This window comes from Zestomonas ipomoeae (assembly GCF_057128665.1).
In genome coordinates this window covers 110,577-131,420 of sequence record NZ_JBSKHQ010000003.1, presented here as the reverse complement: position 1 = coordinate 131,420, position 20,844 = coordinate 110,577, and the positions used below count along the sequence as shown (strand labels likewise).

Annotated in this window: 16 protein-coding genes; 6 read left to right on the top strand and 10 right to left on the bottom strand. The window is 66.2% G+C overall.

The features are described from left to right. Positions 1–4: 4 nt before the first annotated feature. The gene (parC, locus tag ACWKV7_RS06285) at positions 5–2,263 is read left to right on the top strand and encodes a DNA topoisomerase IV subunit A (protein WP_483856798.1); all 2,259 of its coding nucleotides are present in this window, start codon (positions 5–7) and stop codon (positions 2,261–2,263) included. A gap of 154 nt (positions 2,264–2,417) precedes the next feature. Then, the gene (locus ACWKV7_RS06280) at positions 2,418–3,125 is read left to right on the top strand and encodes a PqiC family protein (protein WP_483856797.1); all 708 of its coding nucleotides are present in this window, start codon (positions 2,418–2,420) and stop codon (positions 3,123–3,125) included. Between the two features lie 16 nt (positions 3,126–3,141). Here ACWKV7_RS06280 and ACWKV7_RS06275 read toward each other — a convergent pair whose 3' ends face one another. Next, positions 3,142–3,696: a metal-dependent hydrolase gene (locus tag ACWKV7_RS06275; protein WP_483856796.1), complete on the bottom strand. Its 555-nt coding sequence runs from the start codon at positions 3,694–3,696 to the stop codon at positions 3,142–3,144. Positions 3,697–3,718: 22 nt separating this feature from the next. Further along, positions 3,719–5,239: a histidine kinase gene (locus tag ACWKV7_RS06270; RefSeq protein ID WP_483856795.1), complete on the bottom strand. Its 1,521-nt coding sequence runs from the start codon at positions 5,237–5,239 to the stop codon at positions 3,719–3,721. A 162-nt stretch (positions 5,240–5,401) separates the two neighbouring features. Here ACWKV7_RS06270 and serB point away from each other — a divergent pair, with 162 nt between their 5' ends. Further along, positions 5,402–6,616 carry a phosphoserine phosphatase SerB gene (gene serB, locus ACWKV7_RS06265; protein ID WP_483856794.1) on the top strand — a complete coding sequence of 405 codons (1,215 nt, stop codon included), beginning with the start codon at positions 5,402–5,404 and terminating at the stop codon, positions 6,614–6,616. A 25-nt stretch (positions 6,617–6,641) separates the two neighbouring features. Here serB and ACWKV7_RS06260 read toward each other — a convergent pair whose 3' ends face one another. The 7 genes from ACWKV7_RS06260 to ACWKV7_RS06230 all read right to left on the bottom strand — a co-directional run bounded on the left by ACWKV7_RS06260 (position 6,642) and on the right by ACWKV7_RS06230 (position 16,842). Further along, positions 6,642–8,312: a tetratricopeptide repeat protein gene (locus ACWKV7_RS06260; protein WP_483856793.1), complete on the bottom strand. Its 1,671-nt coding sequence runs from the start codon at positions 8,310–8,312 to the stop codon at positions 6,642–6,644. 42 nt (positions 8,313–8,354) lie between these two features. Further along, the gene (locus ACWKV7_RS06255; protein ID WP_483856792.1) at positions 8,355–10,421 is read right to left on the bottom strand and encodes a GGDEF/EAL domain-containing response regulator; all 2,067 of its coding nucleotides are present in this window, start codon (positions 10,419–10,421) and stop codon (positions 8,355–8,357) included. A 126-nt stretch (positions 10,422–10,547) separates the two neighbouring features. Beyond that, positions 10,548–12,338: a molecular chaperone gene (locus tag ACWKV7_RS06250; protein ID WP_483856791.1), complete on the bottom strand. Its 1,791-nt coding sequence runs from the start codon at positions 12,336–12,338 to the stop codon at positions 10,548–10,550. Positions 12,339–12,473: 135 nt separating this feature from the next. Next, positions 12,474–13,496, bottom strand: coding sequence for an HPP family protein (locus tag ACWKV7_RS06245; RefSeq protein ID WP_483856790.1), 1,023 nt, complete (start codon positions 13,494–13,496; stop codon positions 12,474–12,476). A 56-nt stretch (positions 13,497–13,552) separates the two neighbouring features. Beyond that, on the bottom strand, positions 13,553–14,413 hold the full coding sequence (asd, locus tag ACWKV7_RS06240) for an archaetidylserine decarboxylase (RefSeq protein WP_487249198.1): 861 nt from the start codon (positions 14,411–14,413) through the stop codon (positions 13,553–13,555). 15 nt (positions 14,414–14,428) lie between these two features. Continuing rightward, a complete protein-coding gene (rhdA, locus tag ACWKV7_RS06235; RefSeq protein ID WP_483856788.1) occupies positions 14,429–15,244 on the bottom strand; it encodes a thiosulfate sulfurtransferase in 816 nt (271 codons plus the stop codon). A gap of 80 nt (positions 15,245–15,324) precedes the next feature. Continuing rightward, entirely contained in the window at positions 15,325–16,842 is a 1,518-nt protein-coding gene (locus ACWKV7_RS06230; RefSeq protein ID WP_483856787.1) for an HDOD domain-containing protein, read from the bottom strand. A 118-nt stretch (positions 16,843–16,960) separates the two neighbouring features. On the opposite strand from ACWKV7_RS06230, the gene motA reads away from it, so the two are divergent. Further along, a complete protein-coding gene (gene motA / locus ACWKV7_RS06225; protein ID WP_483856786.1) occupies positions 16,961–17,812 on the top strand; it encodes a flagellar motor stator protein MotA in 852 nt (283 codons plus the stop codon). Positions 17,813–17,821: 9 nt separating this feature from the next. After that, positions 17,822–18,862 (top strand): flagellar motor protein MotB, encoded by a 1,041-nt coding sequence (gene motB / locus ACWKV7_RS06220; protein ID WP_483856785.1) that lies wholly within the window; start codon positions 17,822–17,824, stop codon positions 18,860–18,862. A 7-nt stretch (positions 18,863–18,869) separates the two neighbouring features. Here motB and rsgA read toward each other — a convergent pair whose 3' ends face one another. Further along, positions 18,870–19,901 carry a small ribosomal subunit biogenesis GTPase RsgA gene (gene rsgA / locus ACWKV7_RS06215; RefSeq protein ID WP_483856784.1) on the bottom strand — a complete coding sequence of 344 codons (1,032 nt, stop codon included), beginning with the start codon at positions 19,899–19,901 and terminating at the stop codon, positions 18,870–18,872. Positions 19,902–20,007: 106 nt separating this feature from the next. Here rsgA and ACWKV7_RS06210 point away from each other — a divergent pair, with 106 nt between their 5' ends. Next, complete coding sequence (locus ACWKV7_RS06210) at positions 20,008–20,799, top strand: class I SAM-dependent methyltransferase (protein WP_483856783.1); 792 nt, start codon at positions 20,008–20,010, stop codon at positions 20,797–20,799. Positions 20,800–20,844 lie beyond the last annotated feature (45 nt).

The window sequence follows — 20,844 nt, the reverse complement described above, 5'->3', positions numbered from 1 at the left end:
CCTTATGAGCGAGTCCCTGGATTTGAGCCTGGAAGGTGTGGAGCGTCGCTCTCTCGCCGATTTCACCGAACAGGCCTACCTCAACTACTCCATGTACGTGATCATGGATCGCGCCCTGCCGCACATCGGCGACGGTCTCAAGCCCGTGCAGCGGCGCATCGTCTACGCCATGAGCGAGTTGGGCCTGGATGCCGACTCCAAGCACAAGAAGTCGGCGCGCACCGTCGGCGACGTGCTCGGCAAGTTCCACCCCCATGGCGACTCTGCCTGCTACGAGGCCATGGTGCTGATGGCCCAGCCGTTCAGCTACCGCTACACGCTGGTGGACGGCCAGGGCAACTGGGGTGCGCCGGACGATCCGAAGTCCTTCGCCGCCATGCGCTATACCGAGGCGCGCCTGTCGCGCTATTCGGAGGTACTGCTGACCGAGCTCGGCCAGGGTACTGCTGACTGGGTGCCAAACTTCGACGGCACGCTGGACGAGCCGGCAGTGTTGCCGGCGCGCCTGCCCAACCTGCTGCTCAACGGCACCACCGGCATCGCCGTGGGCATGGCCACCGACGTACCGCCGCACAATCTGCGCGAGGTCGCCAGCGCCTGCGTGCGCCTGCTGGACGAGCCGAACGCCAGCGTCGAGCAACTCTGCGAGCACATCCAGGGGCCGGATTTCCCCACCGAGGCGGAAGTCATTACCCCGCGCGCCGACCTGCTGAAGCTCTACGAGACCGGCCGCGGCTCGGTGCGTATGCGCGCCGTGTACCGCGTCGAGGATGGCGACATTGTCATCACCGCGCTGCCGCACCAGGTCTCCGGCTCCAAGGTGCTGGAGCAGATCGCCGGGCAGATGCAGGCGAAGAAACTGCCGATGGTCGCCGACCTGCGCGATGAGTCCGACCATGAGAATCCCTGTCGCATCGTCATCATTCCGCGTTCCAATCGTGTCGATCTGGACGAGCTGATGCGGCATCTGTTCGCCACCACCGAGCTGGAAAGCTCGTACCGGGTGAACATCAACATCATCGGCCTGGACGGCAAGCCGCAGGTAAAGAATCTGCGCATGCTGCTCGCCGAGTGGCTGACCTTCCGCATCGGTACCGTGCGTCGGCGCCTGCAGTTCCGCCTGGATAAGGTGGAAAAGCGCCTGCACCTGTTGGAAGGCTTGCTGACTGCCTTCCTCAATATCGATGAAGTCATCCATATCATTCGCACCGAGGATCAACCCAAGCCGGTGCTGATGGCGCGCTTCGCCCTCAGCGATGTGCAGGCCGACTACATCCTCGACACTCGCCTGCGCCAATTGGCACGCCTGGAAGAGATGAAGATCCGCGGCGAGCAGGACGAGCTGGCCAAGGAGCGCGAGCGCCTGCAAGGCCTGCTTGGCAGCGACAGCAAGCTGCGCAAGCTGGTGCGCAAGGAAATCCTCGAGGACGCCGAGAAATATGGCGACGACCGCCGCTCGCCGATCGTTGCCCGGGCCGAGGCCAAGGCGCTGTCGGAAACCGAGCTGCTGCCCACCGAGCCGGTCACCGTGGTGCTGTCCGAGAAAGGCTGGGTGCGCTGCGCCAAGGGCCACGACATCGATGCCACCGGCCTCTCGTACAAGGCCGGCGACGGCTTCAAGGCTGCCGCGCCGGGGCGCTCAAACCAGTACTCGGTGTTCATCGACTCAACCGGGCGCAGCTACTCGCTGGCCACCCATTCGCTGCCTTCGGCCCGTGGCCAGGGCGAGCCGCTCACTGGCCGCCTGACCCCGCCGCCGGGGGCGAGCTTCGAGTGCGTGATGCTGCCGGACGACGAGGCGCTGTACGTCATCGCCTCCGATGCCGGCTACGGTTTCGTGGTCAAGGGCGAGGACCTGCAGGCCAAGAACAAGGCCGGCAAGGCCCTGCTCTCGCTGCCTGCCGGTGCCAAGGTAGTGCCGCCCAAGCCGCTGGGCAATCGCGAAGAGGATTGGTTGGCGGCGGTCACCACCGAGGGTCGCCTGCTGCTGTTCAAGGTTGCCGACCTGCCGCAACTGGCCAAAGGCAAGGGCAACAAGATCATCGGCATTCCCGGCGAGCGGGTGGTCAGTCGCGAGGAATACCTGATCGACCTCGCCGTGCTGCCGACCGGCGCCTCGCTGGTCCTGCAGGCGGGCAAGCGCACCCTGTCGCTCAAGGCCGACGACCTGGAACACTACAAGGGGGAGCGCGGCCGGCGTGGCAACAAGCTGCCGCGGGGCTTCCAGCGTGTCGACGGCATGCTGGTGGAGCTGCCGGGCTAAGTGCGTCACGGCCTGCTGGCGTTTTGCCTTGTCTGGAGTCGGGCCCCGGATTGACGGATGATAAGTCGCTGGCCGGCGTCTGCATTGCATGCAGTAGCCGGCGCCGGCGTTCGTATTGATGGGCCGTCCCGGGGGCGGCCACAGGGTGAGATTGATGAGTCGCTTTGCACGCCTATCCCTATTCCCGCTGTTGGCCTGCCTGCTGGTCAGCGGCTGCGCTTGGCACAAGCCGTCGCCGGCGCTCTATCAGCTGGACAGCGGCAATCCCGGCGTGCCCGAGCATGGCGGCGGTCCGGCCGTGCTGCTCGGGCCGGTCAACCTGGCCGACTACCTGCGCCGCGACAACCTGCTGCAGCGCCAGGCCGATGGCAGCCTTACCGCTGGCGACAGCGTGCGCTGGGCCGGCAGCCTGAGTGCCGATATCGATCAATTGTTGCTCCGCCAACTGGCCTGGCGGCTGGACAGCCAGCGCCTGGCCATGGCTCCGGCCGATGCCGGCTTCAACGCCGACGTACAGGTGCTGGTATCGATCATCCGCCTGGACTCCGGCCCACGTCATCCGGCGGTGCTTGAGGCGCAATGGCGTCTGCTGGACAAGAATGGCCAGTTGCGCGACAGCCGTCTGGTGCGGCTGGAGGAAGCCCATCTCGGCGCGCCCGCCGACCAGGTGCGAGCTCAGAGCGTAGTGCTGCAGCGCCTGGCCGAGCAGTTGGCCGAGGCGATCCAGCCGCTGGCCAAGGCGACGCCGGAGCAACCGCCCAAGCGTGCTGCCGCGGCTCCCGCGCGCGTGGCACCGCCAGCGCCGCCCAAGATCCCGATTGCCGCGCCGACTCGCACCGAAGGCGAGATCTACCGCTTCTAACCTGCTGCTGCAGCCTTCATCGCGGTGCGCTGGCTGGGCGCCTGTCGTCGATCAGCCAGCGGCGCAGCAGGCCGCCGCCCAGCGCCAGCACTGCGCAGGGCAGCCAGACCCAGCGCATTTCCGAGAACAGCACCTCCATTCCGCGCTGGCTGAAGAAGCCATTGATGAACGGCGAAACCTGGATCGGGCGCCAGGGCAGGAAATGGCGCTGCTCGCTCCAGGGCCACAACCAGGCCACGCCGAGCCCGCCGTTGGTCGCCGCATCCAGCAGGCTGTGGGAGGCGGTCGCCGCGGATATCCACAGGCCTGCCTTCAGCGGGCCGCAGTCGAGAAACCGGCAGCAGAACGCGGCGAATACCCCGCACATCCCGGCGAACAGCAGCGAATGGCTGAACCCGCGATGGCCGAAGGCGTCGGCATAGGCAATGCCCAGCTTGAATGCCAGCACGTCGACGTCCGGCAGGCAGGCGAAGAGCAGGCCGGCCAGCAGCAGGCGGGGCGGGATGACTCGCGCGCCGAGGGCCACGCCGAGGGCGAGCACCGGCAAGGGGTGGGTGATCAGGGTAGTCATGTGGCCGGTCCTTGGCAGGGGGTTATTGAGCGCGGCTTTCCTGCATGCGCGCCAGTTGGCGTTCGAGCAGGGCAGGGTAGGGTTCGAGCAGTCGTTCCACGCAACACGCCCCTTCCGGGCTGGCGATGACCCGGATGCGCGCCCGCTGGCGGATGCGCTCGTTGTCGCCGACGCCGCGCTCCACCAGCAACAGATTGCGGCTGTGCTGGGAGAGCGCCAGGGCGTCCTGCGCCGTGTCGCTGAGCAGCAGCTCGCCCTGGCTGAGGGCGCGCAGTGCCGGCCCGTGGGTCAGGCCCAGTTGCAGCTGCAGGGCCAGCCCGCTGTCGGCCACTTCGATCTGCAGGGCATGGCCGAGGGCGCGCAGCAGCTCGCCGCAGCAGAGCGCGTGGGCGAGGTAGTCGGCGCCGCTGTCCTGGCTATGGAACAGCATCAGGCTGCTGCCGTCGTTGAGCGTGTGCAATTCGCCCTGGTAGAGCCGGGCCGCCTGCTCGAGGCAGTCGCGGTAGCGTTGCAGCAGGTCCATCAGGCGTGCCCGCGGCAGCCGGCGCAGTTGCTCCTGGGCGCCGAGCTGCACGGCCAGCACGGCGCTGTGCTGCGGCTCGCTGGCAATAACTGGTGGCGGCGCCTGTTCCATGGCTGGTACGCGCAAGTCGGCGAAGGGGTCATGTTCCCGCTCGTCGTCTTCGAGAGCTTCGGCGACATCCAGGTCGCGCGGTTCGGCGTCGAGTTCGTCGCCGAAGTCGGGCTCGCGCAGCTCGTCGAACTCTGAGGCGACCGGCGGCTCGCCCTCGTAGGTTTCGTCGAGGTCGTCGTCGAACGGCTCGGGTGCTATCGGTTCTGGCCTTTCCGGCACCAGGCGCGCTTGCAGCTGGCGCGCCAGGTCGCCGATTTCGTCCAGGCGCGCGGCGCCTGGCGCGGGGTCGTCGGGGTCGCGCAACCACAGGCGCAGTTGCAGCAGCGGGCTGGAGATGTGCCGTCCGAGGCGCAGGCTGAGGGACAGGGTCAGCGCCAGCAGAATCAGGCTCAGCAGCGCCATGCTCTGCAGGCTGATGGTCATCGGTTGCTGGAACTGCTCCATGTCCAGGCTGATGCGCAGGTGCCCGGCGATCACTTCCTGGAAGGCGACGGGGGTCGAGTAGAGCCCTTCGGTATCGCCCAGCAGGCTCTGCTTGGGGCGCGAACCGGCCTCGGCGAGGATGCGATTGTCGCCGCCGACGCTGTAGATGGCGGCGTGGGCCACCAACGGATTCTTCACCAGATTGCCGAGCAGTACGTTAAGGCTGAGGATGTCGTTGGACACCAGTAGCTCGGTGGCCGAGGCGGCCGTCTGGGTGATCAGGCTCTGGCCGATGGCATCGGCCTGTTGCTGCATCGCCTGTTTGAACTGCATGCCCATCACCCAGGCGTAGATCACCAGGGCCAGGGCGACCAGCAGCAGGCTATGGCTGGCAATGCGCAGCGCCAGGGGTACTCGTCTCTGGCGTAGCGCCTGGAACAGCAGCAGGAACAGGTTGTCGGGCTTGACGGGCGCAGGCCGGTTCACAGGCGCGGCTCTTCTCGGAGAAAGTTGCCGCGCAGTATACGGAAAGCGCCGTAGCCGCTGAAGGCTTGCGACGAAAAGACCCGAACCGGCGCACGGTCGTTGCCTGCCGCGTCTCGCACAAACGGGTAGAATGGCCGACTTGTCTGCTGAGGGGGCTGGGTCTTGCGCGAAATTGTCCTGATCAACATCACCGGGGAGGACCGTCCGGGTCTTACCGCTGCTATCACCGGCGTGCTGGCGCGCGGCGGGGTGAATATCCTCGACATCGGCCAGGCGGTGATCCATGACACGTTGTCGTTCGGCATCCTGGTGGAAATTCCCCACAGTCGCGAGGCGTCCGCCGTGCTCAAGGACGTGCTGTTCACCGGTTACGAGCTGGACCAGCAGGTGCGCTTCACCCCGGTATCCGAGGCTGACTACCAGCAATGGGTGTCCGGGCAGGGCAAGCCGCGCCACATCGTTACCCTGCTGACGCGCAAGGTCAGTGCCGAGCAGTTGCATCGGGTCAGTTCGATCACCGCCAAGTACGGCCTCAATATCGACCATATCGACCGCCTGTCCGGGCGCATGCCGCTGGACATGCCGGCGGACCAGGGCAAGGGCTGCATCGAGTTCTCCGTGCGCGGCGAGCCGGACGACCCGACGGCGCTGCGCGCCGAGTTCCTCAGCGTGGCCCAGGAGCTGAACCTGGACATCGCCTTCCAGCGCGACTCGGTATTCCGCCGCAACCGCCGCCTCGCGGTGTTCGATATGGACTCCACGCTGATCGAGGCGGAAGTGATCGACGAACTGGCCAAGGCTGCCGGCGTCGGCGAGCAGGTTTCGGAGATCACCGAGCGGGCCATGCGCGGCGAGCTGGATTTTCGCGCCAGCTTCAAGGAACGCCTGGCACTGCTCAAAGGCCTTTCCGAAGATGTGCTCGAAGACATCGGCGCGTCTCTGCGGCTGACCGAGGGTGCCGAGACGCTGTTCGCCGAACTCAAGCGGCTGGGCTACAAGACGGCGATTCTCTCCGGCGGCTTCAGCTACTTCGCCAAGCAGTTGCAGGCGAAGCTGGGCATCGACTACGTGTTCGCCAACGAACTCGAGATCGTCAACGGCAAGCTCACCGGCGTGGCCATCGAGCCCATCGTCGATGCCCAGCGCAAGGCCGACCTGCTGCGCGAACTGGCCGAGCGCGAGGGCCTGCGCCTGGAACAGACCATCGCCGTCGGCGACGGCGCCAACGACCTGCCGATGCTTGGCCTGGCCGGTCTCGGCGTGGCCTTCCGCGCCAAGCCGCTGGTCAAGCAGTCGGCCAAGCAGGCGATTTCCACCCTCGGGCTGGACGGCATTCTCTACCTGCTCGGCTTCCGCGATCGGGAAAGCGGGGAGTAGCGCCGGCGCCGCGTCGGGCGCCTGGTCAAACGATGCAGCGGGCGGTCAGCTGTCCCAGCAGGAGCTGGCGTATCGAGGCGTCGGGGTTGCCGTCGTCTTCGGCCGCTGCCTTCAGATACAGCGCTTCGCAGGTCGTGCCGCCAATGCACGGCAGGGCGAAGTGCGGTAGCACGTTCAGCGCATCGGCCAGCCGCCCACGGCTCAGGTAGTGCTGGATGACCTGGGTCAGCAGGTCGTCCTTCCATCCCCGCTCTATCCCCTCCAGCAGCGCCAGGGTCTGTTCCGGGCGGTTGCTGTGCAGGTACGTCTGGGCGATGTCGAGGAGCTGGAAATCGCTGTCGATTTCGTCCTCGGCAGTCGTGCCTGTATGGAACAGCGCCATGGCCTTGTCCAGCCACTGCCCGGCCTGCTCCGGCCGGCCCAGCGCCTGCTGATGCCGCGCCTGAAGCAGGTACTCGGAGAGCCGCTCTTCAGGGCAGAGCCCCTCAGCCAATAGCTGGCTTTGTATCAACCAGGTTTCCAGTTGCGGGCTATCTGGGCTGGTCGCGCCGATCCGTGCATTGAGCAGTTGGAGTTGGAAGCAGGTGCGCTCTTCGCCCTCGGCAAAGGTTTCGAGCAGTTGTTCGGCTCGCTGCCACAGGCGCTGAGCCCATTGCGGCTGGCTTGCGGCCAGCCCCTTGCCCAGTCCGACCAGCAGATCGGCGAGCAGCTTGGGCCTGTCGCCCAGCGCCTCCAGCATCCGTTCAATCACGGCTGCTCCTGATGTGTTACCGGCCGAATGCTTGAGCAGGCTCAGTAGCATCTGGTGATCCGGGGTGTCGGGATCCAGCCAGGCAAGCCGCTGGGCCGCCGTCAGGTTGCCGTTGCGCATCAGGGTTTCGAAAGCCTCGAAATGGAGCAGGCCAAGCGTGCCTGAATCTCGCGGGATGTCAGCGAGAAGGCCGAAGGCCAGTTCATCCTGGGAATGCTCGAAGAGCAGGTTAATCAGTTCTCCGCGGTTCGTGGCATCCAGGCGCCCCGCTTGTTCGACGATGCGTTGATACAGGCCGAGGGCCGCGTACTGCTGCGCCAGTTGGCCATGCTCCAGCAGATGTTCTTCCTGCGGTTCGTCCTGCAAGGCACGATGAGCCCGTTCGAGGCTGCGTTCGGCGCTTTCCGGACGCTGGCACAGGCGCTGCACCCTGGCCAGGCGGATCAGGTCCGGCGCCTCCATACCCTCGCTTTTGGCAAGGTCTTCGAGCAGTTCGGTCGCCTCTTTCTGCTGGCCCTGCGTCCAACACAGGGCCGCTCTGAGCAGAGGGGATTGCGGCATTGGCATCGCCGTTTCGTTCAGAACTACTGCGGCACGCTCGAAAGCCTCCTGGTCCAGGCATGCTTGGAGCATGTCCTCGAGCGCTCGCTGTTTCGACTCGCTGCTTAACGTGGCGAACATCTCGAGGGCGCGTTGTTGGCGGCTCTGCTGGAACAGCTGGCGGATGGCGGCTTCGACAATGACGTCCCGCACCTCGCCTGGGGGTAGCTGCTGGGCGAGTCCATAGGCCAATTCCGGGGCGCCGGTCATGGCGAGCCCGATGGCCTGGTTGACATAGCCTGTCAGGTTTAGGGCGAGGTCAGTAGTTTCTGGTGTGCGGCTGAGCAGGTGGAAAGCAGCCAGCAGTGCAGCCGCCAGAACCAGGGAGACTATCAGGATTTCCATGTGCGTCCTTGCGTGGGTAGCGATATACCGTGGAGCGGCGGGCTATTCCTCGCCCGCCGAGAAGTCGTAGTCCATCGATTGGCTCGGGCCCTGTACGTAGTAGCCCTGGATGTAGTTGACCCCGGCCTGCCAGAGGGTCGCCAGCGAGCTGGCGCTCTCGACGAAGGGCACGATGGTCAGTTTGGCCTGGGCGTGCAGGCTGGCGAGCAGGGTCTTCAGCGCTTCCTGGTTCTCCGCGTTGGATAGGTCCTGGGAGTACGAGCCGTCGATCTTCACGAAGTCGATGTGCAGGTGCTTGAGCGTGTTGAACGGGTTGATCGAGCAGCCGAACTGGGCGATGCCCGCCTTGCAGTGCAGTTCCGCCAGGCCCTGGGTCAGGGCCTTGGCCTGCTTCAGGTAGGCAATGGCATCCGGCTCGCTGAACTGGAACACCAGCGAGTCGGAGGGCAGGCGGGCCGCCTTCAGTGCCACGCTCAGCCAGGGCAGCAGGGTCTGGTCCTGCAGGCTGGCGCTCGACAGGTGTATGAACAGGCGAGTGCTGTGCCCCTTGGAGCGGTGCTCGGCCAGCAGCTTGACCGAATTGAGAATCACCCAGCGGTCGATCTTCTCAGCCAGTCCGGCTTCCTTGGCGGCGCCGAGGAATTCGGTTGGCGGTACCTCCGCGCCCTGCGGGTTGAGCAGGCGCAGCAGCACTTCGTAGTGTTCGTGGTTGTCCCCGCGCAGGCTGATGATCGGCTGGAACAGCAGGCGGAAGCTGTTGTTCTCCAGGGCCTGCTGCACCATGGCGACGAGGCTGCCCCGGCTGGCGGCGGCGGCGAGTTCCTCGGCCGGGTTGTAGATCTTCAGCGCGTTGCCGTCGATTTCGTCGGCGCAGCGGTGGGCGCGGTCGATGACTTCCTGGGCTTTCGGCGTCTTTTCGTTGAGCCCGGCGGCGCCGATCGACAGGGTGGTCTGCACGGTGCGGCCACTGATGTCGAACAGGTGGCCTTCGACCTTCTTGAGCAGCTCCTCGAGGCTTGGCTTGCACTGTTCCGTGGTCTGGCCGGGCTGCAGCACGGTGAATACGTCGTCGCCGAAGCGCGCCAACTGGGCCGAATCGGGGAAGTGGGCGCGCAGCAGATTGGCCAAGTCGGTGAGCAGCAGGTCGATGCCGGCCAGGCCGATATCGGCCTGCAGGCTGGCGTAGCGGTCGACGCGCAGATAAATCAGGCTGGCCGTCTGGCCGGCATTGACCGCGCGTTCCACGGCGGCGTCCATCAATTCGAGGAAGTGGTTGCGGTTGAACAGCCCGGTAACCAGATCTTGGCTGCTGATTTCTCGCAGTTTTTCTTCCAGCTCGGCGTTGTCGGTCTCGCCGCGTATCACCACCTGGATGCAGGGCTCGCCGTCGTAGGTGGCCGGCGAGAAGCTGATGCGCGCCGGGAAGTTGCGGCCATCGGCCTTGACCCCGGAGCAGGCCAGTTCCGAGCTGCCTTCGTGGTTGCCGTAGCTCTTCAGGAAGTCCTTGAAGTTGCCCTGGTCGCAGCTGGCGATCAGGTCGATCATCGGCATGCCTTCCAGTTCGTCGGCGTCTTCGTAGCCGAACAGCTCCAGGTAGGCGCGGTTGGCATAGATGTGCATGCCTTCGTGTACGTAGCCGATGGCGTCCACCGAGCTTTCCAGCAGCAGCTGGCAGCGCTTCTCGGCCTCGCGCAGCGCCACCTCGGCGGCGCGGCGGGCGCGACGCTCATCGAGGTTGGCCAGCTCACGGTTGGCGACCAGCACCAGGCGTTCGTCCTCGCCTTGCGGCAGGGCATCCTGGGCGCCAAGGGCGAGGGCTTCGGTGATGCTGTCGGAGTCGTTGCCTTCGATCAGCTGGATGAAGGGAATGTCCTTGGACTGGCGGCGGATGGCGCTCAGCGCTTCGCCAGGGTCGAGGTTACTGCTCTGGGGTGCGGCGATCAGCAGGTCCCAGCTTTGCTGAAGGGTGTCGGCTAGGTCATCGCTGGAGGTGAGGCGATGCACCCGGGTGGCCCGGCCGGCGTTGCGGAACAGGCTTACAAGCCGCTCGGCCTCGTTTTGCGAGTCTTCGAGAATCAATAACCGGATGGTTTTCTTTTCGATGGCCATGGTCAGGCTCTGCTGCCGAATCTAGGGAGCGCCCTGTGACGAACCGGGGCCCGTCTGGCTGCTGCTGGTAGCTTAGCCTGAGCCGAACGGAGGCGAATAGGCGACGAATGGAGGTGAGCCGGCAATCTACAGCGACTTCCAGAGTGAGTCAAAGTCTTCCTCCGCGCTTCCGCCCTTGCTGCCCGGGGTTGTGACGGATTTCCCTTGATCGCCCTCGGGGCGCTCAAGAATGCGGTATTCGAACTGGCTGAAACTGCCCGTGCTGCTCTGTCGGTGACTCAGAATGGCACGGTGCTCGTCGCCGTTGATGTTGATCTGCACGCGGTTGCCTTCCTGGAATGGCAGGCGCGGGGTAAGCAGTGTCGCCGGTCGCGAGATCGCGGCGATCGCCGGCAGCAGCAGTGCGCGCAGGTACTGGCTGTTCTGCTCGCCCTTGCGCACCAGTTGCAGGCCGCAGGGCTGGGCATGCGGCGCGATGAGTTCGATGCCCATCTGGGTGCCGCCGCCGCGCACCTGGCGAATCCAGCGCACCACGGCAACGCTCCAGTTCTGCTCGGGGTTGTCGCGGATGCCGAGCAGCTCGCCGGCCTGCAATTGACTGGGCACTTCCCGTGGCCAGGTCAGGCAGTAGCCGCCGGGGCTGTGGTTGACGATAGGCAGGTCGAAGGTGGGGTAGTTGTCCTCGGGGGCCGCCGTGCGCTGTTGGTCGGCCTTGCTTACGTACTGGATCTCTTCCAGCGGCATGCCCGGCACCCAATGCGCCTCGCGCTGCGCATCGAAGGCGGTTGCCCAGACGTCCTGCTTGTCGGCGGTCTTGAAGGTTGCCGTTTGCGGTCGCTGCTTCAGCACGGCGGCGAAGGTCTTGCCGCCGGCGAGGAAGAAGTGCAGTGCACTCATGCCCAGGCACAGGCTGAGATGGCCGTTGCCGGCGGTGCGCTGGAAGGTGCGCTCGGAGATGTCGCCCCAGGCCGCCGCGAGGTGCTGCAGCAGGTCCAGGCTGAATCCCTCGGGCACCTGCAGGCGCGCCTGGGCGCGCTCGGCGCTCGGCAGTCGTAGGTAGTCCTCGATCGAGTCGACCAGCGGCTGCGGGTTCATGCCGAGCAGGCTCTGCTGCGGGGTGTCCTGTTGCAGCGAGCGATAGCGGGGCGGGCCGTCAACCTGCTGGGCGATCACGAACAGGCTGGAGGGCAGGTCGGCTGCCTGCAGCTTGACCAGCAGGCTCCAGGCTTCCAGAGCCTCGGCCAACTGCGCGATGCCTTGCTGGCGCATCTGGTTGCAGCGCGCGCAACCCAGTAGCACCGCGACCAGGTAGCTTTGTTCGACGCTCAGGCCCTGCCCGTGATTGGCCAGCGCATCGCGCACCGCCTGTTGGTGCAGGCCGGCTTCGCGCGCGATGCGGTAGAGCTGATGCAGTTCCAGCCAGAGAGCCTCGGGTACCGGGCAGTAGAGTTGGCTGGCGCGCACCAGCGGGCCGCAGAGGCTATGGATGGCGCGTTGCAAGGCGGCAGTCAGTAGTTGGCTGCGCTCGCGGGACGGGCTCTGGGCTTCTTGTACGACGATCAGCTTGTAGCCGACCGCCAGGTGATTCTGCAACGCCTGGCAGAGGTTGGCGACCTTGCGCGGGCGTTCGTCCAGCACGATGGCCTGGTTGAGAAAGTGGCGCTCGAGGTTCTTGCATACGTAGTGGATGTCCGGGCGCAACAGCTCCAGCAGTTGCAGCCGGTTCTCCGTCGGGGTGACCAGTTGGTTGAGCTCTTGCAGGGCTTGGTAGAGCTGGCGCGCGGTTTCGCCCAGGTTGGCCTTCGGCAGGCCGGCGATCCAGCGCTTCAATTCGCGGGGGGTGGCGTCACAGAAGGATAGCCGCTGCTGAGTCGGAGTCGGCACACGCAGCAGCAGATGAGGGCTCTGTTTATCCATGTAACTCGGTTACTCCAACGTCTCGGGTAAGGCGAGTCGTTTCGATTCATTTTCCCCGAACTCTAGCAGCATCCGCGAACACCCGCAGCCACTCGTATGGCGGCGGGGCGGGAGTGAGGCTGGAGAGGGAAGGCGCTATCGTTGGTTTCGACTGGCTGGCGCATCGTCCGTTCCGGCGCCGTCCCGGCGTTCGCCGGCATTGGCCAGTCGCGCGGACTCCAGCGGCGAGATGCGCATCCAGCCGTTGTCGATGGGGGTGACCGCATGGGCGGCCCAGGTGGCCATGTCCTGGCGCCGGCACACCCCGGTGTTGCCCTGGCCGGCCCCGGCCACCACCTTGTAGATGACCAGGTCGCGCAACCCGCGCTGCGGCGTATCGTCGATGACCTGGCGCACCGCCCATTCGACGCCGCTGCGGGCATTGCTGTAGCAGGCGCCCAGGTGGATATCCTCGGCCTTGAGCCGTTGTGCGCTGGCGTGCTGCTGCGCCAGGTGCATGATTTCCAGCAGGTCGTCGAACTGAATGTCGATGTAGGAATCCACCTGCCGCAGGGCATGGTAGAAGTCCTCCGGCGCCAACCCGGGCGGCGTGCCGACCGCCTCCGGTTGGCGGGCCAGCGCTGCCGGGTAGCGCCGCCAGGGAAACAGGCTGTTGAAGGCCACGGCGACCAGCAACATGATGCCGACGTTGAGCAGCACCGGGACCAGTACGAAGGTGAAGCCGAGTGCTTCGATGGCCGGCCCGCCGACCACGGCGGTGAGCGCGGTGGCGCCGCCCGGTGGGTGCAGGCAGCGGCAGTAGTGCATGACGAGGATCGCCATGGCTACGGTCAGCATCGGGGTGAAGGGGCTGGACGGCAGCAGCTTCACGCAGGCGACGCCGACCAGTGCGGACAGGCATTGTCCGCCGAGGGTGGCCCAGGGTTGCGACAGGGCGCCGTGGGGCACCGCGAATAGCAGGACCGCGCTGGCCCCCATCGAGGCCACTACCCAGTACGCCGCTTCCAGCGGCAGCACGCTGTGGGTGGCGGCGTAGATCAGGCCGATGGCGCAAAAGGCGCCCAGTGCGGACAACCATTTTTCCAGGTGGCTGGTGGCGTTGGCGCGCCAGCCGACGAGGTCGAGCAGGCGCGACCAGACGGCAGCAAGGGCAGGCATGGCATTCACAAGGCAGCGGCGGGGCGCTCATGTCGCCCCGCTCGTTAGAGGTGCTTCTAGTTCTTTGCCTGGCCGAGGCTCTGGCCCATGCGGACGGGGCTCAGCGCGGCCAGCTCTTCGGCCCAGCGCACCTGCTCGGGTCCGAACAGCAGGATGACCGTGGAGCCTAGTTTGAAGCGGCCCATCTCGGCGCCTTTCTCCAAATGAATGGGCGCCCGCGCGGCTTCGTCATAGCGCACGCTCTTGAGAGTGCGCTTGGGTGGCGTCACCAGGCCGGCCCAGACCGTCTCGATGCTGGCGACGATCATCGCGCCGACCAGCACCATGGCCATCGGCCCGCGCTCGGTATCGAACAGGCAGACCACGCGCTCGTTGCGGGCGAACAGTTCCGGCACGTTCTCGGCGGTGACGGTATTGACCGAGAAGATCCGCCCCGGCACGTAGACCATCTCGCGCAGCGTGCCGGCCAGCGGCATGTGCACGCGATGGTAGTCCTTCGGCGACAGGTAGATGGTGGCAAAGTCGCCACCCATGAACGGCGCCGCGCGTTCGGCGTCACCGCCGAGCAGTTCCAGCACGCTGTAGTTGTGGCCCTTGGCCTGGAATATGCGGCCGTGTTCGATGGCGCCCAGCTGGCTGATGGCGCCGTCGCACGGGTTGAGGATGGCGTTAGGCGTGGCATCCAGGGGGCGAGCGCCTTCTTTCAAGGCGCGGGTGAAGAAGGCGTTGAAGTGCTCGTAGGCGGTCGGCTCTTCCACCAGCGCCTCGCGCATGTCGACCTGGAAATGGCCGATGAACCACTTGATGAAGGCGTTCTTGAACCAGCTCACCTGGCATTCCGCCACGCAGCCGGCCAGTCGCGAGAGCAGGTGGTGGGGGACGATGTACTGGCTCAGGATGAACAGGCGATCTTTGATTGGCATGGGGGTTCCTTAGACCTCGACCGGGGTATCCGGGTGATTGCCCCACTCGGCCCAGGAGCCGGCATAGCCTTTGACCCTCGGATAGCCGAGGGCCTTAGCCAGCAGGTAGGTCAGGCCGGAGCGGTGATGGGTCTGGCAATGGGTGATGATTTCTTTGTCCGGCGTGATGCCGAGTCCGTTCAACACCTCGGCGATATCCTCGCGGATACGCATGGCGCGGGCCGGGTCCATGGCGGCGGTCCATTCGAAGTTGACAGCGCCAGGTACATGGCCACCCTTGGCGGCGAAGACTTTCTCGCCACGGTACTCGGCAGGCGAGCGCGCATCCCAGACGGCCAGGTCGGCGGCGCCGAGGCGGCGTTGCAGGTACTCGCGGGTGGCGGTAGGCGCGGCATGCAGGGTCAGCGGCAACGGGCCGCCGGCGGGCGGCGGAACCTCGCGGGACAACTCGCGCCCTTCTGCCAGCCAGGCATGCAGGCCGCCGTTCAGGTAGTGGTAGCGCCCATGGCCGATCACGTCCAGCAGCCAGATGAAGCGCCCGGCCCAGCCGCCGCCTTCGTCGTCGTAGACCACATAGACCGCGTCGTCGCGGTGGCCCAGTTCGCCGAACAGCACCTCCAGCTGCGCCTGCGGTGGCAGCAGGCCAGGGGCCGGGGGCTGGCCCAGTTGCGTGCGTTTGGGGTCGACGAAGCGGGCGCCGGGAATGTGGCCGTCGGCGTAGCGCGCGGCACTGGTAAGGTCGACCAGGATCAGCTCGGGGGCGGCCAGGCGGCTCGCCAGATCGGCGGGTTCGATCACCAGCGGCAGGGCGGAGAAGGCAGACATGGAGGCCTCCTTAGGTTGGGAAAAGGGCGGATTTTAGCCTGAATGCGAGGCCGGCGCGCTGCTTTCGCCGCTGCGTGCGGTCAACGCTTCCTGGCAAAGGTGTTCAACGCCCGCTCGATGCACTGCACGGTTTTGCCGAAGGCTTGCAGGTTGCTGTCGGCAATGGGCGCGCCCTGCTGGTCGGCGAGCAGCAGCATGACCACCCGGCCGTTGTTGGCCAGTGAGCGCAGCAGCAGGTGCTCGCTGGGGAACAGCGCCTTCAGTGCGCCGGGCATCAGGGCGGAGAACTGCGCGAAATTGGCTGGCGTCAGGCGTAGCTGTGCCGGTTGGGTAAGTAGCCGGCGCAGCACCTGGCTCTGGTTGGGATCAAGGCTGAGAGCGACTGCGTCCTTTGGCAGCCCGACCGCCTGCTGCGCCTGCAAGCGGCTGTGGTCGCGATTGGCGAGCAGCAGCAAGACCCGCTGCATGCCGCAGGCATGCAGGGCGTCGCGGGCGCAACTGGTCAATTGCAGCACGTTGGCGAACGGGCTGGGCTCGCGCAACAGCTCGGCGCAGCGTTGGCGCCATTCGCTGAGGGCTTCGGGCTTCGCAGTCTGGGGCGCAGGCGGCTTGGCCAGGCGGCGCGCCGACCATGGCCAGAGCAGCGCCTCGGCGGGATGCCAGAGCCCGTCGCCGGCATGGCGGCGCGCACTTTGCGCGGCGTGCTGGTGGACCAGGTGCTGCACCTCGGGCAGTGGTAATTGCATGTACAAACCGGCCAGGCGCTGCCAGCGCAGGCAATGCTGGCCACCCCAGGCGTCATGGGCGGAAAGCGCCAGGCCGTTGGCCAGCAGGATGGTATTGGCCGGCCGGGTCAGCCAGCGGCGCAGCGGCGGGTCGGCATCGAGCATCTGCTGCTGGTGCAGTGGATGCTCGTTGTCATGGGCAATATGCAGCGCCTTCACCAGCAGGCGACGGTCCTCCACCAGCAGGCGATAGCCCTGCACGATCCAGTCCGGCAAACGCCAGCGTTCGGCCAGCGCCAGACAGATGCGCAGCAACGGTACGCCGAGCAGCTCGCGCTCGACGCTGGAGGCCGGCTGGCCCTGGCCCAGCACGCGCTGTTCCCAGGCCGCGAACAGCTGCGGATAAGCGGTCACGAGGGGCCATAGCGGGGCGAGGAACAGCAGGCTGCCCCAGTGGATTTCCTGCCACAGACGCGCCAGCCGCGCGGCGAACAGGCCATTGGCCTGTTGCGAGGCATGCAGGCTGATCAGTTGCAATTGCCGCAACGCCAGCGGCAGTTGCTCGGTGGGCACTACCGGAAGTTGCCGGAGCAGCTCCCCGGTGCGCTTCAGGCCAAGACGGGTCATGGCCATCTCCAGGCTTTCCGCCGGCTCGCCGAGGCTGCCGGTGTGGCGGTTCGCCTCGCGCAATACGTACAGCGCCAGGGTTGGACTATCCTGCATCAGCTCGGCGATATCCCGCAGCGATCGACGGTTGTCGTTGACCGCGCGCAACAATGGCTCATGGCTGCTGGCCGGCACCGGCAGGCGGACGCTCTCGAGTTCCTTGATCCAGGCTTCGAGGCTGCGGGGTAGCGGGGTTGCAGTCGGCATGGCGGCGGGTCGCGCTGGTTTTTAGGCGGAAGGGGCTATAGTCTGGCGCATAAGTTCCGATAATTAGAAGGGCCGTTTTCAACAGCCCCTTCCTTGGCTCTACAAGCAGTTCCTATCTATGGTCAAAATCATCGGCATCATCGTCGTCTTCGCCAGCGTATTGGGCGGATTCGTGCTTTCCGGCGGCAAGATCGCCGCACTGATCCACCCCTTCGAGGTGATGATCATCGGCGGTGCGGCACTAGGGGCATTCCTCCAGGCGAACCCCGGCAGCACCACCAAGGTGGTGTTCAAGAAGTCGCTGGGCATGTTCAGTTCGCGCTTCACCCATACCTTCTATCTGGAAGTGCTGCGGCTGCTCTACGAGATTCTCAACAAGAGCCGCCGCGAGGGCATGATGGCCATCGAGGCGGACATCGAAGACCCCCAGGCCAGCCCGATCTTCAGCAAATATCCCGGCCTGCTGAAGGACGAGCGCATGACCGCGTACATCTGCGACTACCTGCGCATCATGTCGTCTGGCAACATGGCGCCCCATGAGCTGGAAGGCCTGTTCGACATGGAACTGGCCGGCCTCAAGGAAGACCTGGAACACCCCTCCCACGCAGTATCCAAGGTTGCCGACGGCATGCCGGCGATGGGTATCGTCGCCGCGGTGCTGGGTATCGTGATCACCATGTCGGTACTGGCGGAGGCGGACAACGCGGAAATCGGCGAGAAGGTCGGTACCGCGCTGGTCGGTACCTTCCTCGGTATTCTCGCCTCCTACGGCTTTTTCGCGCCCTTGGCCGGCGCCCTGGAACACGATGCCAAGGAAGAGCTGAACGTCTTCGAAGCGATCAAGGCCACCCTGGTCGCTTCCGCCTCGGGCATGCCGCCGACCTTGGCGGTGGAGTTCGGGCGCAAGGTGCTGCTGCCGGCCCACCGGCCGACCTTCGCCGAGCTCGAGCAGGCGATGCGCGGCAGTTGAGCCTGAATCATGGATAACAACCAGCCCATTATCGTCAAGCGGGTCAAGAAGACCGCCGGCGGCCACCATGGCGGCGCCTGGAAGATCGCCTTCGCCGACTTCGCCACGGCGATGATGGCGTTCTTCCTGGTGATGTGGCTGATGACCTCGGCCACGCCGGAGCAGAAGAAGGCGATCTCCGGCTACTTCCAGGACCCCATCGGCTTCACCGAGAGCGCCAGCCCCTACGTCATCGACCTGGGCGGTACGCCCACGCCGGCCCCCGACCGCACCCTCAATCCGGAAACCCGCGACACGCTGGCCGAGCAGAAGGACCAGGAGCCGGTGGACAGCGAACAGGTCGAGAGCCTGGCCGAGCAGATCGAGCGGGAACGCCTGGAGCTGCTGCTCCAGGAGCTGCAGAACAAGGTGGAGGAAAACCCCATGCTGCAGCGCTTCAAGGACCAGATCCTGTTCGAGATCACCCAGGATGGCCTGCGCATCCAGATCATGGATGCCGAGAACCGGCCGATGTTCGCCCTCGGCAGTGCCCAGCTGCAGCCGTATTTCGAGGACATCCTGCTGGCGATGGCCGACACCATTCGCGCGGTGCCGAACAAGATCAGCGTCAGCGGCCACACCGATGCCAAGCCCTTTGTCGGGCGCGGCGACTTCGGCAACTGGGAGCTGTCGTCCAACCGTGCCAACGCGGCGCGGCGCACCCTGGTCGCCGGCGGCTACCCGGAGGAGCAGGTGGCGCGAGTGGTAGGCTACGCATCTTCGGCGCTGTTCGACCGGGAGGATCCGCTCAACCCGGTCAACCGCCGCATCGACATCATCGTGTTGACCAAGAAGGCCCAGCGCGCCATCGAGAACGAGCAGGACGGCGATGGTGCGGAGCAGGGTGACGCAGCACCCGCCGCGGAGGGGCCGGCTTCAGCGCCTGGCCAGGCCGCGCCGCCGGCCCGTGCGGCCTTGCCGGCCGACGAGCCGTTGCAGCCGGGCGAGTTGCGCGAGCGCCTGAATATCTTCGAGGACGGCGCCCTGCGCTTCGACGAGCCTGCCGAGTAGCGGGGCCTCAATAGTCCTTGTCGGGCAGGCTGGCGAGGATGTGCCGGTAACTGGCCATGCGTTGCGGTCTGATGCGGCCGTCTTCCAATGCTTTCAAAAGGGCGCAGCCGGGCTCGCGGTCGTGCTTGCAGTCGCGGAAGCGGCAGGTGCCGAGCAGGTCGCGCAACTCGATGAAGCCGGCTTCCACATCATCCCGGCTGACATGCCCGAGGCCGAATTCGCGAATGCCGGGGGAGTCGATCAGCTCGCCGCCGCCCGGGAAATGGAACAGCCGGGCGGTGGTGGTGGTGTGGGTACCCTTGCCGGTCAGTTCCGAGAGCGCGCCGACGCGGGTGTCCACCCCCGGCAGCAGGCTGTTGACCAGCGACGACTTGCCCACCCCGGACTGCCCGACGAACACGCTGATGTGGCCATCCAGGCGCAGCTTCAGGTCGTCCATGCCGGCGCCGCCGTGGGCGGACACCTCCAGCAGCGGGTAACCGAGTTCGCGATAGACCGCCAGCAGGCTGTCCAGCGCTGCGGCGTTCTGCTCGTCGATCAGGTCGGCCTTGTTCAACAGCAATAGCGGCGCGATGCCGGCGTGCTCGGCGGCCACCAGGTAGCGGTCGATCAGGTTGGCGTGGGGTTCGGGCAAGGGGGCGAACACGATCACCAGCAGATCGACGTTGGCCGCCACCGGCTTGAGCTGGCCGCGGGTATCCGGGCGGCATAGCTCGGAGTGGCGTGGCAACTGCGCGACTATCACGCCGCCGCCCTGGTTGTTGGCCCGCCAGACCACGCGGTCGCCGGTCACCAGCGAGGGCAGGTTGGCCCGCCGGTGGCAGCGGAAGACCTGGCCGGTCGCGTCGCCCTCGAGGGCTTCGACCTCCACCTGCACGCCGAAGTGGGCGATCACCAGGCCGGTCTGTTCCGGGCCGAGGTCGCCGCCTTCCAGCTCGTCCAGGGCGCGGGATTCGCGCTTGGCGGCACGCGCGGCGCGCTCGTCCTGGATTTTTTCGATACGCCAGCTTTGCCGGCGGGTCAGGTGGCGTTTGGCCATGGGTCTTCCGGGGGTGAGGAAACGGCGGCGAGTTTAGCATGGGCGCTGCGGCAGCCCTTGCTTGGTTACACTGCAGTCATTCCCTAGCCACAGAGGCTCCGCCAGGATGCTTGCCCGATTGTCCCGTTACCCGCTGTTGGCGGCGCTGCTGGCGCAGTTTGGCGCGCTGCTGCTGGTCATGGGTGGGCTGCATCTGCTGGCAGGTGTGAGCGCATGGCGTGCGCCGCTGTTGCTCGCCGGGCTGCTGCAAGGACTGCTGGCGGCCGCCCTGGGTTGGCGCCTGGGCCTGTCGCGCTGGTGGCTGCCCATCAACCTGGCGTTCGTGCCCGGCCTGATCGTGGTGGCTGGCTATCGGCTGCCCGGCTGGTTCTATCTGCTCGGCTTCGTGCTGCTGCTGTTGATCAATTGGAACAGTATCCGCGAGCGGGTTCCGCTGTACCTGACCGGCAGGCCCGCCCGCCAGCGCCTGGCCGAGTTGCTGCGCGAGCAGCCGCCGGGCTTCGCCTTCATCGACCTGGGCTGTGGCCTGGGTGGCACGCTCGCCGAGCTGGCCCGGCGCTATCCGCAGGCCCGCTTCGTCGGCGTGGAGACTGCACCGCTGGTGTTCGCCCTTGCCTGGCTGCGTTGCCTGCCGCGCCGCAATTGCCATATTCGCTATCGCAGCCTGTGGAAAACCCCGTTGGCGCCCTATGCGGTGGTTTATTGCTTCCTCTCCCCGGCCCCGATGCCGGCGCTATGGCGCAAGGCGCAGGCGGAAATGCGGCCAGGCGCGTTGCTGATCAGCAACAGCTTCGCCATTCCCGGGGTCGAGCCGAGCTGGGTGATCAAGCTGGAGGATTGGCGCGACTCGCGCCTGCTGGGCTGGCGCATCGGGGACCAAGCGCCGCCCGCCGTCTGAACGGCGCCGCCATTATTTCGCTACACTGCGCTCTTGAGCCGAGGA